The sequence below is a fragment of the Niabella agricola genome, assembly GCF_021538615.1.
In the GTDB taxonomy this organism is placed as follows: Bacteria; Bacteroidota; Bacteroidia; order Chitinophagales; family Chitinophagaceae; genus Niabella; species Niabella agricola.
This window is the reverse complement of the sequence record NZ_JAJHIZ010000003.1, coordinates 4,558,164-4,571,036: the sequence shown is the minus strand read 5'-3', so window position 1 is coordinate 4,571,036 and position 12,873 is coordinate 4,558,164. Positions and strand designations below refer to the sequence as shown.

Genomic DNA, 12,873 nt, shown 5'->3' with positions numbered 1-12,873 from the left:
GGTGATGCCGGAATAAATTCAAAATACCAGATTCTAAAAACAAGATCCGACCGCCAAACATCAGGTCTCACGCGACCTGGTGATTGATTTTAAAGAGCAAGCACAAAAAGGCAAAGCACCAATTTCAAAACCTGGTGTAAAATATGTGCCCTATTTGTTGCCCCCGTCCGCTAAACACTAAAAAACAAGATCCAAAGATCAACCATCAAGACCTCACGCCCACTAACAGTTGATTGCTGATTGCGGACAGCTGCCAACCTTGAACTTCTTTATTTAAACGCATTGAATCCCGTAATATCCATTCCTGTAATCAGTAAATGGACATCGTGTGTGCCTTCATAGGTAATAACGCTTTCCAGGTTCATCATATGCCGCATCACCGGGTATTCGCCGGTAATGCCCATTCCGCCCAGGATCTGGCGGGCGTCCCTGCAGATCTGGGTGGCAATAGCACAGGAATTCCGTTTGGCCATACTTACCTGTTGGGGAGAAGCCTTCCCTTCGTTCATCAATACGCCCAACCGCCAGTTGAGTAACTGTGCTTTCGTGATTTCCGTGATCATTTCCGCTAGCTTTTTTTGCTGCAACTGGAATGCCGCAATGGGCTTGTCGAACTGGATGCGTTCTTTTGCATAACGCAGTGCCGTATCATAACAATCCATGGCGGCGCCGATTACGCCCCATGCAATGCCATACCGTGCTTTATTCAGGCAGCTCAGCGGCCCTTTCATACCGGTTACTCCGGGAAGGATATTGGCTTTGGGAATCCTTACATTGTCAAAAACAAGTTCCCCTGTAGCCGAGGCTCTCAGGCTCCATTTATTATGGGTTGTTGGCGTAGAAAATCCTTCCATTCCCCGTTCTACAATCACACCATGTACGATACCGGAAGGGTCCTTTGCCCAAACCACAGCCAGCTGCGAAAAGGGCGCATTGCTGATCCACATTTTGGCCCCGTTGAGAATGATATCATCTCCATCCTCCGTATAGCGGGTCACCATACTGGAAGGATCGCTTCCGTGGTCCGGCTCCGTGAGCCCGAAACAGCCCAGCCATTCCCCGCTGGCCAGTAGCGGCAGGTATTTGATTTTCTGTTCTTCGCTGCCATAGGCGAAGATGGGAAACATAACCAGCGATCCCTGAACAGATGCGGTGGAACGTACACCGCTATCGCCGCGTTCCAGTTCCTGCATCATCAGGCCGTAACTGATATAGTCTAATCCTCCGCCTCCATATTGAACCGGTACGGTTGGACCAAAGCATCCCAACGCCCCTAACTGTTTTACAATATGCTCCGGAAACCGGGCTTCCTGCGCATAGTTTTCAATGATGGGTGAAATTTCTTTTTTTACGTAGGCGCGTACCGCATCACGGATCATGCGGTGCTCATCAGTAAAAAGCGCATCCACATCAAAATAATCGGGGCTTTGAAATAAATCGGCTTTTACAGACATACAAAACGTTTGATACGCTCAAAGGTAATTGATTTTGTGTCCCCGGCACCTTACCCAGATAAATGTAAAATGTAGAATACCCAATTTAAAATGTAAAAGTAAGCGCGGAATACTTTTTCATTGATGCAAACCCCAGGGTTACAAAACGAATTCTCCTTTTACATTTAAAATTTAATATTTAATATTCTACATTTCACATCCCAGGAATCAGCCCTCTGTTTTGCAATAGCGGCGCGATATCCGGGTCCTTTCCCCTGAATGCTTTGTACAAAGCTGCAAGATCTTCCGAATTACCACGGGAAAGGATCATTTCCCGGAAACGTTGTCCGTTCTCCCGTTTTAGCCCCCCGTTTTCCTTAAACCAGGCATAGGCGTCATGATCCAGCATTTCCGCCCAGCTGTATGCATAATACCCTGCCGAATAACCGTTGGCCCATATGTGTAAAAAATATGAAGAGCGATAGCGTGGAGGAATGTAAGAAATCAGCAGACCGTTCTTTTGAAGTGCTGCCTGCTCAAATGCATCCACGTCCATAACAGCACTGTCGCGGGGAGCAAGCAGGTGCCACTGCATATCGAGTTTTGCTGCTGCCAGCAGTTCGGTCATGGCATACCCCTGGTTAAAAGTTGCTGCATTGCGGATCTTATCTACCAGCGCCTGCGGAATCGTTTCACCTGTTTTATAATTGCGGGCATAATTTTTTAGCACTGCTGAATCCAATGCCCAATGCTCATTGAACTGGGAAGGCATTTCTACAAAATCACGGGCAACACTGGTTCCGGATAAAGAAGGATAGGTTTGATTGGCGAACAGCCCATGAAGGGCATGCCCAAACTCATGGAACATCGTGGTAACATCGTCAAAGCTCAGCAACGCCGGCTGCCCTTTTACCGGTTTGGCAAAATTGCACACGTTTACGATCACCGGCTTTGTATTAAGCAACTTCGACTGGGTTACAAAATTATCCATCCAGGCGCCGCCGTTTTTGTTATCCCGCTTAAAGTAATCGCAATAAAACAAAGCCATCGCAGTGCCATCGTGGTCAAACACCTCGTAGACCTTCACATCTTCCTGGTATACAGGCAGGTCGGTCCGTTCTTTAAACGTAATGCCATATAATTGAGTGGCTGCATAAAATACGCCGTTTTTTAATACACTATCCAGTACAAAATAGGGTTTAATGGCCGATTCGTCGAGGTCGTACTTTTCCTTACGTACCTTCTCTGCATAAAAATCCCAGTCATAAGGCTCCAATCCGGTGGTATCCTTTTCCCGGAGCTTCATAGCTTTAATATCCGCTGCTTCTGCGGCTGCTTTGGCAAGTGCCGCCGGCACCAGTTTACCTAAAAATGCATTTACCGCACCGGGTGTTTTTGCCATCTGGTCCTGCAGTTTCCAGGATGCGTAATCATTAAAACCGAGGATTCTTGCCTTTTCCCGGCGGATGGCGGCGATCCGCAAAATATTTTTACGCGTATCGTTCGAATCGCCCCGCTCTGCCCGGGTCCAGGAAGCTTCAAAAAGACTTTTACGGGTATCGCGGTTGCGAAGCGATTGTAATGCAGGCTGCTGGGTGGTATTGGAAAGTGCAACGAGGTATTGCCCTTCCTGATTGGCCTTTTTTGCCGCTTCGCCGGCTGCCTGGATCTCGGCATCCGATAAACCAGCCAGTTCCTGAGGACTTTTTACCACCAGAGCTCCGGCTTTAGCTGCAGCCAGCAATTGGTTGCTGAACTTTGTGCTGAGTGTTGCTTCTTCTTCGTTCAGTTTTTTTAACTGCACCTTGCCGGAATCCGGAAGCGCAGCACCGCTCAGCACAAATTTCTGATGGTAGTATTCCACCAACCGCCTGGATTCAGGATCTAACTGAAGCTGGTTCCGCTTTTGGTAAATGGTATCAATCCGTTCATACAAACGGGTATTCATATAAATGGAGTCTGAATGAGCCGAGAGCCGGGGCGCCATTGCCTCCTGGATTTTCTGCAGCCGGTCATTGGTATTGGCACCGGTAAGGGCGTTGAAGGCACTGTTGACCCGCCGCAGCAGCAATCCCGATTTTTCAAGGGCAACCAGCGTATTTTCAAAAGTTGGAGCCGCCGGATTCCCGGCAATATGGTCTACCGCTTCCATTTCCTCCCGCATGCCTTTTTCGAAAGCCGGTTCAAAATCACTTTCCTTTATTTTATCAAATGGAATGGTATGGTACGGCAGGGTGCTTTCTTCAAATAGCGGATTTCCGGCGCTTGAAGTTTTGTCGGGGGCTTTACCAGGCATATTACAGGAACTTACAATTAAAAAAATGCAAAATACAAATAAGTGCTGCTTCATAAATTTTGTTTTAAATAAAAACGGCGGGCCTACAATAAAATGCTGTACTAATCCTTTTGCTCGGGAGTGTTGGGAATAACTACTTCAAAGGTGCTCCCGACACCTCTTTGAGAATTTACCGTTACTATACCGTTCATCTTTTCAAGCGCCTCTCTCAGGATAAAGAGTCCCAGGCCCAAACTTCCGGGTTGCGCCCCCTTAAAGAAGGGGTCAAAAATCTTTGTGGCTTCTTCCGCTTCCATGCCAATGCCATTATCAGCAATAAGGATGCGGGCTTCTTCGACACTCGTGTCGATACGGATATTGATCTTTTTATGCGGTTCTTCCGGCCGCTGGCATTTTATCGCATTGGAAAGCAGGTTGGCAATAACGATCTCTACCCGGAACAGGTCTCCGTAAAAATGCTGCGCTTCATCCACGGCAATCTCAAAAGTAATATCCTTGGTATCGTTGGAAGTGCGATACAGGTCAATCAATGAGCGCACCAATGTTTCAAAATGAATTTGTTCCTGTACCACTTTAAACCGGGCGGTTTTATAGAACTGAACGGTTTGCGATACATAATAATCCAGTTTCTGAATACAGGCATCCATTAATTTCCAGTAACCTCCGGAATCTCCGATCCTTCCTTCCATTTTTACCAGATCAAGGATGCCAGTGGCTGAAGCAATGGGTGCTCTCAGCTCGTGCGAAAGACTGTATACAAACCGGTTCAAACCGGCATTGGCTTTTTCCAGCTCGGATATCTTTTCCTGAAGATCTTTATTGGCTTTATAGTGGTCATAAGCATTCAATACACTGTTGTGGAGTTCCAGGTCATCCCAGGGCTTGGTAATGTAGCGGTAAATATCTCCCTGGTTAACAGCCTCGGCCAGCACTTCAATATCGGTATACCCGGTTAACAATACCCTTGGGATATGCGGATAACGTTCTTTTGTGATCTTAAAAAATTCAACCCCGGAAATCTCCGGCATGCGCTGGTCGGATATCAGCACATGAATTTCCTCCCGTTCCAGAATTTCCAGTGCAACGGGTACAGAAAGCGCTGTAAAGACCTTGTACCGGGTACGGAATGCGGCTTTAAAGGAGTTCAGGTTTTGCTGTTCATCATCTACATAGAGTACGTTAATTTCGGGAGTCATGGGGCATCTGTATTTTAACGAACGGGTAAACTAATTACAAAGGTAGTGCCTCTTCCTCTTTCCGTAAATACCTGAATCGTGCCATTGTGCCGTTCAATAATACCCTGCACAATGGCCAGGCCCAGCCCGGTACCGGCACCCACATCTTTTGTGGTAAAAAACGGATCAAATATTTTATTTTTCACGTCCTCCGTCATCCCCATTCCGTTATCACCGATACTCATTTTTACCATCTGATCCTCTTCCCAGGTTTTTATGGTTAATACTCCCTGCTTGCCGTCTTCATGAATGCGTTCCTGTATAGCCTGAATCGCATTGGTAACAATATTCATAATTACCTGGTTAATCTTTCCCGGCTCGCATTCGATCCTTGGGATGGTTCCCAATTCTTTTATCAGCTGAAAATTCTGCGGGAAAGTATTTTTTACCAGCAACAGGGTAGAATCAATGCCTTCATTAATATCCACGCGTTTCCAGTTGGCTTCATCTACTCTTGCAAAACTTTTTAATCCCTTTACAATTTCAGAAGTACGGCTTGCGCCTTCCTTTATACCCGAAAGCAGGATGGCAATTTCCTCATATACATACTCCAGGTCGATTTCTTTTTTATACTTTTCGATATCGAGCAATTGGGGCGGTATCTCTTTTGTGAGATCCAGCGTTTCGTACCGGCGGATCACCTTTTGCAGATCCGTTACATCTGCTTCAAGGGGACGGATATTTGAAGTTACGAAATTAATCGGATTGTTGATCTCATGGGCAATTCCTGCAGTGAGCTGGCCCAATGATGCCATTTTCTCATTTTCCACCAGTTTGGCCTGGGTATGCTGTATCTGAAGCATTGCCGCTTTTAGTTCTTCGTTGGTATGTTGCAACTCTTCTGTACGGATTCTCACTTCCTTTTCGAGGATGATGTTCTGTTCTTTTATTAATTGCTCATTTTCCCTGGAAACCCTCAGCGCCTCCTTACGGGCCAGTTCTTCCTCCCTGCGGTAGGTATTGATTTTATCGGCCAGGGCCAGAGAAAGTAATATGGCTTCTGCTGCCGACCCAATTTGCAGGGCGTAATAGGTAAGGTCATTGTAGGGAAGTAAACCGGCATTTCTCAATACGAAAATAATGACGCTGCACAAGAAGACCGTCCATGCCAATAACAGGAATTTTGCAACCCTTATTTTCCGGTAGCTGAGGTTGCTCAACATTACCAATACGTAGGCAGACCCCGCCGCTGCAACAAATTGTACAACGATCTGTGCTTCCTGCCGGAATTTCAAAACAGAAAGCACAAAAGCGATACAGTATGCCAGCTCGATGATGCGCATCCGCCGGTTTAGCTTTGCAGACAGCTGCTTAAGGTTCAGAAAATGCCGGATGAACTCTGCCGCGGCAATGCCGTTGAAGAACGGGATCCATACATTGGCATAAGCATTAATACCCGGAGCGTTGGGCCATAAAAACCGGAAGGAGTATCCCTGTAGCATGGCCTGACTTAAACCTACGAAAAGAACATAAAGGATATAATAAAAGTAACTTTTGTCGTTTGTGGAGAATAGCAGGAAAAAGTTATAAAGAAACATGGCTAAAATCAACCCGGTGTACAATCCGAAAACAAGGTCTTTCAGGGCAAGATCTTCCTGCACAGATTTAATCGTACCCACTTCTATGGGCACCAGTATCTGTTCAGACGCGTACAGTTTAATATAAACAATCCGTTCGTCTCCCTTCTCCATAGTAACATTAAACAGATAGTTTTGATTCTTATTGACCCGGCTGCTGAACGGCGCCTCCTCGGAAATGATGACCGAGTCGAGGAATGTACCATCTTTTTTTACCGTATAAAAAACGACCTCGTCCAGGGTAGGATGGTTAAGCGCCACCATCAAACGGGGAAGCTCCGTATTATTCCTGATCCTGATGCGTAACCAAAATACAGAGTGACTGACAAAAAAATTAGGCACCTGGCCTTTATAGGACTGAAAAGGCCGCCCGGTAACCCCGGGAAAACGATACTGGCCTTTGGGATCCTCCAGGTATTCAATCTGTGCATGGGTAACCAGGTATGTTTTTTTACTGTCGTCGATGCTGGTTAATTGCTGCCCCTGTGCACGGATCAAAAGAAGAGAGAAGAAAAATATAGTTATCAGCTTATACATTCTATTAGCCGGTTATATCCAGTTGATAGTCGATCATCAGTTGTCCTTTGGGGCCATCTTCCGGTGTTTGCTGCACCGGGCGCTCCAGTATACTACGGATCCGGTTCCGCTCTTTTTCATCTGCCTTTGAAAGCACCGGGCAGTCATTAATGGCCATGGCTGTAGCAATAAAATCATCTTTCGGATAAAAGAAATTTCCCTGGTTCCCCAATGATGTTTCTATTTCTGCGCCCATTCTTTTCCCCATTCGCACCGTAATGGGCGCGGCCAAAAACAGCACTTTTGTAGACTTCAGCATACAGGCAACCGCTACCCCGGCGCGGCTCATAAAAAAGCTACCGATCCCCCAGCCGACCACTTCCGTTGAGTTCCATAGACCGCAGATCTCTGAAACACCGGGTTGCCGGGCCATTGTATGGATCGACGGATCATACTTGCTGATCGCCGTTTCGATGGGCAGCGGCATTTTTCCGTCTGCCACCTGTACCCTTGCCCCGCCGTATACTTTGGTTCGTTCTTTATCTTCAGCAACGATCACAAATGTATTATCATGATACATCCAGTCCTGGTTGCTTGAAGTAATTGCAACAATACCAAAATGTAATTCAAGCAGCCGGCGGTGACCTTCGATAAAGTTCAGACACGTAACGGAGTCTGTAGTAGCTCTGAATGCTCTTATTACAATTTCCAATGGTCCGTTTCTTATTTTATTAAATCATTAAAATCAATATAATACCGACCGGAATTGTGGATCTCCGATAGTAAAATCCGTCTACAGGTGTCCGTTACCATGGCTCCGCCTAATGCAACGGAAGAAGCGAGCTGTGGCCAAGCATTGATCGTTTTTTGCATTTCACCCAGTGACATCTTCATTCTGTCGGAAATTTTTGAAAGGTCAAATATCTTGCCCAGAATAACAATTTTTTCTTCATTTGTTAATCCCTTTAATTTCGCCGTATCGATTCCTTCGTCAATGCTGCCATGAAATATGGCTCTATCCGGCTCCAGGTCAAACCGTTCCACATCGAGCATCCCCCGGTCGTTGGTATCCATTACTACCGGAATGCCCAGGGACCGTGCTTTTAAACGGCTCGAAATTTTTACATCAATACCGTCGCACTCCTCTACAAGAATATCGATTTTGCCATTTTCTAAAAAAAATGCATCCAGGTTGTGCTCCGTAATTCCTTCGGTAAAGCACAATACATCCAGAAAGGGGTCGAGTTCAGCTATTTTCCGTGCAGCCAGAACGGCCTTGTTGAGCCCTATATCCTGCACCCCAACGTTCAGCCGGTTCATATTGCTTAGTTCGATGGAGTCAAAATCGGCCAGATGCAGTGCTCCGCACACCCGTTCCATGGCCAGCGTCTGGGCAATGGTCTGTCCCACAGACAGTCCGATTACACCAATCTTTTTCGACCGCAGCAGCTCCCGCTCTTCCGGTGTAATCTTGTACGTGTTCCGGCTGGTTCTCAATGCCACAAATGCTTCCTCATCCAGCAGGTGTATCAGTTTTTTCGACCAGGGGTAGTATACCCATACCCCATATGTTTCCAATGTATGTGTGCCCAGGGTTTCCGCTATAAATGGCGCAGGATCCTCCCCCGGCTTTAACTTCGTAAAATAAGAAATCTTTATATATTCCTGGAGTTGGCTTAAAATCTGGTCGTATACTTCCAGGTCTTTTACGTTTTTTCGCAGTTGCTGGAACAATTTTTGATCCTCTTGGTTGTATATCCTGAAAAACAGGGGTCTGTAGGTTTTACCGGGATCCGATAATACCTGCAACAAGGCTGATTCTCTAGCCGTTGCGTTTTTTTCCATAAATATTAAGTAATTTTGAAGTTACACACATATAAACATAAACACAAACTTACACAAATATTAATTCCAAAGAAAGTATGGAACAAAGTCTTCAGTATTCAAACGTTTTGTATGTTGATGACGAATTGCATAACCTGAATTCTTTTAAAGCGTGTTTTAGGCGTGACTTTTCTGTTTTCACTGCGCAAACAGTTGACGAAGCCCTGCGGATTCTGAAGGAACAGGAGATCCATTTGATCGTCACCGACCAACGCATGCCGGAAACCACGGGTATCGAGTTCCTGGAGTCTATTATAAAAGACTACCCCGATGCCATCCGCATGTTGCTTACCGGTTATGCAGATATCGATGCCGTGGTGGATGCCATCAATAAAGGCCGGGTGTTCAAATATATCCAGAAACCCTGGGAAGAAGCCCTTTTAAGAACAACCATCCAGGAAGGTCTGGAACTTTACGCCCTCAACCGCGCTAATAAAAAGCTCACCGAAGAGCTGGAAGAGAACAATAAACAAATGGAATTCTTATTAAGACAATCGCTTCTTTCCTGAGTTTTTAGTACTTTTACCCCTAAACCGCTGATTCCCAATTTAAGTATACCAGGCCACCCCACCTGTTTTTGCCCTGAAAGCCAATTTTGGCTGGTTATTTGTGTTTTCACACATAACAGGAAATGGTTGTTGTTTGGCGATGTTGATCAAGGGAATCCGCTCATGAATGCTATTTTGAAACTATAAATGTACATGATGAAAAAATACGTGTTGCTGTCTGCTTTTCTGTATGCTCTCCTCTCCGCCCATGCACAGGACCCCGCCGGCGCCCAGTCGTTGAGGGATAAGGTACTGGATGATATACAGAAGAATTTTACATTAAAGACGAAAACTTTTGATTCCACAGTATCGCAGCTGGACCAAAGGATGTCGGCGCTTGATAAATCTATCAACGAGTCAAAAGACGTGAGGGACAAAGCAGATAAGCTGGTACTGCGGGTTCAGGCAGTGGAAGAAAAACAAAAAGCCATTGAACAGAATGAGCTAAATATTTTCCAGGCCAACTACCAATCTGCAATGGTCAATCTTATTTCTATGGAACGGGAGATCAAACCATTGGTGCTTTTTAATTCCACCAAGGCTTTTTTTAATTCCCTGAGCGAAACAGGCAACCCGATGAACTATGAAGGCTATACCAAATGGTATAATTCCTACGCGGCCTTTGTAAAAGAAAAAAAAGCGGAAAGCCCGGTGCTGAATGTGACCAGCAACCTGCTCAATTTTGCCAGTGGTTTTGCAAAAGGAGTTCCCGTTACAGGCCCTATAACTTCAGCGCTCTTTTCCAGTATGACCACCTATATTGACAATATCGGCAAAAAGGAAAAAGCACTGAAAGCCCAGAGTGAGGAAATGCTTACCCTTACCATGAAGATCAGCCAGTTTAATTTTGATAACAGCCAGATCGAAAATGAGTGGGAAGCCATTACCGCAGAACTGCAGGATCTGCAAAAGAAATATGATAAATCGCTGAAGGAAAACCTGGGCATCATCAAAGTATCACAGGCGGATTTTGATAATAATTTCTCCCGGCAAAATGATGCCGAAAAACGTTATCAATACCTTACACGGGTAAGGGATGAAGCCGCCCGGTTTGTAGCCAACGAAAAAAAGAACAACCCCAAGGAATGGCGCCAGGCTGCATACATCCAGATGAATGACGTACAGTCGTTAAAACAGCGGTTTGGCCAGGTTACCTTCCGGATCAGCCAGAATCTTTTAAAGTATAAAGAGCTTTTTGACAAATACCGGACCGACCCGCAGCTCGGAAGCCGGATCAAGGATCTTGAAATTAAAATGAAAGAGCTACAGGAATCCTTCGACAAAACCTTTGACCCGCTGGAGTATATTAACTCTGCGAACAGGATGTATAAGGTGTGAGCATACAGATTTGAGATTTGAGATTTTGGAATTGGGATGGATGGCTGCTGATGAAACAGGCAGCTATCCCTGTGACTTTGAGAGATCGTTTCCGGCGGATACCGGCGCGGTATTGCCTGAGACCGGGTCCTGCTGAAACCGGCAGCCGTGCAACCGCGGTTCTCAAATCTGAATTCTGGATTTCCAAAACTCACTCCAGCGCTTCCAGCAACTGTTTCCTTATTTTCCGGAAGTAACGGATACTATTATCATAATCATTAAAGTTCAGAATCAGTTCGTTCACGATGCTTTTTGCTTTTGCCGGGTCTTTCCGTTCCAGCATCTTCAGCAGCTCATAGTCGTAAATCCCATCGCGCATCGCCTCAAAACGGATGGAAGTATATAATTTTTTATACCCGGGATAAACGATGTTGGCGTCTCCTGCCGGCAGTTTACCCCGGTCGCGGGAAGCATCATCCCTTAGCGGATCCCGTCCGCCCCAATAGTTCAGTCCCCAGTGTAAATAACCGGTAGCTCCGTATTTATAGTTGATCCAGTGCAGGTAGCGTGTCTGTATCAGCGGCTGCTCAATAAACCGGTTGGCATAATTACCTCTCGGGCCCACGCAGGTATAAAACCATATTTCCCTGCCGTTCTTTTTCAGTTCCTGGTAAAACGTATAATCCTTATGATACACATCCAGTACCGGTATCCAAACATCAATACCATCTTTTAATTCTTTGGAGGTGAGCACGGCATCCATGATCTTTACACCCGGCAGGTATTTCCGTACATAATCGCTGATGGCTATATAGGAAGGCGCATTTTTTGCCGTTGGCTCATCCGAAATGTGTTGCATATATTTCCCAAGCCATCCTTTTTTTTCAAGGTGCGCTTTTAATGCCGGCAGGAACTGGTTCAGAAAATTCTGTGCGCGGCTATCACTCACCGGCAGCAATACCGAGCGCATGCCGGAAAGACTGATGGAAGGATTGGGCGCCTGTTTCAGCTTTTTTGATTCCTCATTATCCTCCAGCGGTACTTCCACAAAAAACGGATCGTCCCAGGCACCGGACCTCCAGGCCAGGTGACCGCCCTCGATTCTTTTGAGCGCTCCGGCTTTTTCAAACAACCCGGCTTCTTTATCAAAGTTGGAAAAGTCGAAAGTATATTTCCCATGCTGCAGTGTATACCTGGTGTTCCATGCCGCGTAAATACGATGCACATTCTGGTTATGCGCAGCCATTATATCCGCATGTACTTTCAGGAGCTCCCAATACAGCGGTGAATACAATGTAACCTTATGCCCCTTGTTCAGTAGTTCCAGCGATGCAGGATTAAAATGAGATGACCAGTTGCTGATCCACAAAGAGGTTTCCGGTACTTTTACCGGATATACTTTAACCGGCACTGTATGACGGAACTGTTCCTTTCGCCCATTTGCCAGCCCGCTCACGCTTACCTGTATCCTGTAAATACCGGCAGCAATGTTTGCGGGAATGGAAACCGACACCCACAACGGGTTGATCGCTCCCTGTGATAAATTCAGCAGTGTATCATCTACGATCGGATCGGGGAAATAACCTGAGATAGAGCGCAGCAGGTCTTTAGAAGCCGGGGTATAGCTCCGTCCTACCGGAACGTAGGTTACCCAACCTGTTTTTACAGTGAGTCCAGAAGCTGTGCCCTGCAAACAAACCGCGCTGGCCGATAAATTTCGCAGGGGACCGTTGGCCCTTAGGACCAGTTGTATAGAAGCGGTTTCACCAGCGGCTGCGCGAATGGTATCGTCCGTTAGCGGGGGAAAATAGGCCCGCTCCTTAAACACTTTTTCCAGTGCATCTACCTGGTAAAGACCGGCACTGGTTTGGCCCAACCCATTTAAAGATATGCCCATAGCCGCCAGGAATAGTAATTTCCGAATCATAATCTTTAATTTAACACGTTTATGTATTGAAACCATCATTTCTTTTCACAACGGTTCCACAAATAGCTGCCTGACCCTCCTCACCTGTCCAGTCGCTTTTGTAGACACTGCCTCTTGCCAGCAGATAACACTGGCACAAT

At 46.1% G+C, this 12,873-nt stretch carries 9 protein-coding genes; 2 read left to right on the top strand and 7 right to left on the bottom strand.

Translation table 11 applies throughout. The features are described from left to right. Window positions 1-269: 269 nt before the first annotated feature. From LL912_RS24260 to LL912_RS24235, 6 genes are all read right to left on the bottom strand, one after another. On the bottom strand, window positions 270-1,454 hold the full coding sequence (locus tag LL912_RS24260) for an acyl-CoA dehydrogenase family protein (protein WP_235556220.1): 1,185 nt from the start codon (window positions 1,452-1,454) through the stop codon (window positions 270-272). A 193-nt stretch (window positions 1,455-1,647) separates the two neighbouring features. Beyond that, entirely contained in the window at window positions 1,648-3,783 is a 2,136-nt protein-coding gene (dcp, locus tag LL912_RS24255; protein ID WP_235556219.1) for a peptidyl-dipeptidase Dcp, read from the bottom strand. A gap of 47 nt (window positions 3,784-3,830) precedes the next feature. Next, a complete protein-coding gene (locus LL912_RS24250; RefSeq protein ID WP_235556218.1) occupies window positions 3,831-4,925 on the bottom strand; it encodes a hybrid sensor histidine kinase/response regulator in 1,095 nt (364 codons plus the stop codon). Between the two features lie 14 nt (window positions 4,926-4,939). Beyond that, complete coding sequence (locus LL912_RS24245) at window positions 4,940-7,078, bottom strand: sensor histidine kinase (RefSeq protein ID WP_235556217.1); 2,139 nt, start codon at window positions 7,076-7,078, stop codon at window positions 4,940-4,942. Between the two features lie 4 nt (window positions 7,079-7,082). After that, window positions 7,083-7,769, bottom strand: a complete 687-nt coding sequence (locus tag LL912_RS24240) for a hypothetical protein (protein WP_235556216.1) — start codon at window positions 7,767-7,769, stop codon at window positions 7,083-7,085. An 11-nt stretch (window positions 7,770-7,780) separates the two neighbouring features. Continuing rightward, entirely contained in the window at window positions 7,781-8,902 is a 1,122-nt protein-coding gene (locus LL912_RS24235) for a ThiF family adenylyltransferase (RefSeq protein WP_235556215.1), read from the bottom strand. A 77-nt stretch (window positions 8,903-8,979) separates the two neighbouring features. Here LL912_RS24235 and LL912_RS24230 point away from each other — a divergent pair, with 77 nt between their 5' ends. Together LL912_RS24230 and LL912_RS24225 are read left to right on the top strand one after the other, a co-directional pair. Next, entirely contained in the window at window positions 8,980-9,450 is a 471-nt protein-coding gene (locus tag LL912_RS24230; RefSeq protein ID WP_235556214.1) for a response regulator, read from the top strand. Window positions 9,451-9,642: 192 nt separating this feature from the next. Then, window positions 9,643-10,827: a hypothetical protein gene (locus LL912_RS24225; RefSeq protein ID WP_235556213.1), complete on the top strand. Its 1,185-nt coding sequence runs from the start codon at window positions 9,643-9,645 to the stop codon at window positions 10,825-10,827. A gap of 190 nt (window positions 10,828-11,017) precedes the next feature. On the opposite strand, the gene LL912_RS24220 is transcribed toward LL912_RS24225, so the two are convergent. Further along, the gene (locus LL912_RS24220; RefSeq protein ID WP_235556212.1) at window positions 11,018-12,733 is read right to left on the bottom strand and encodes a DUF4091 domain-containing protein; all 1,716 of its coding nucleotides are present in this window, start codon (window positions 12,731-12,733) and stop codon (window positions 11,018-11,020) included. Between the last annotated feature and the right edge of the window lie 140 nt (window positions 12,734-12,873).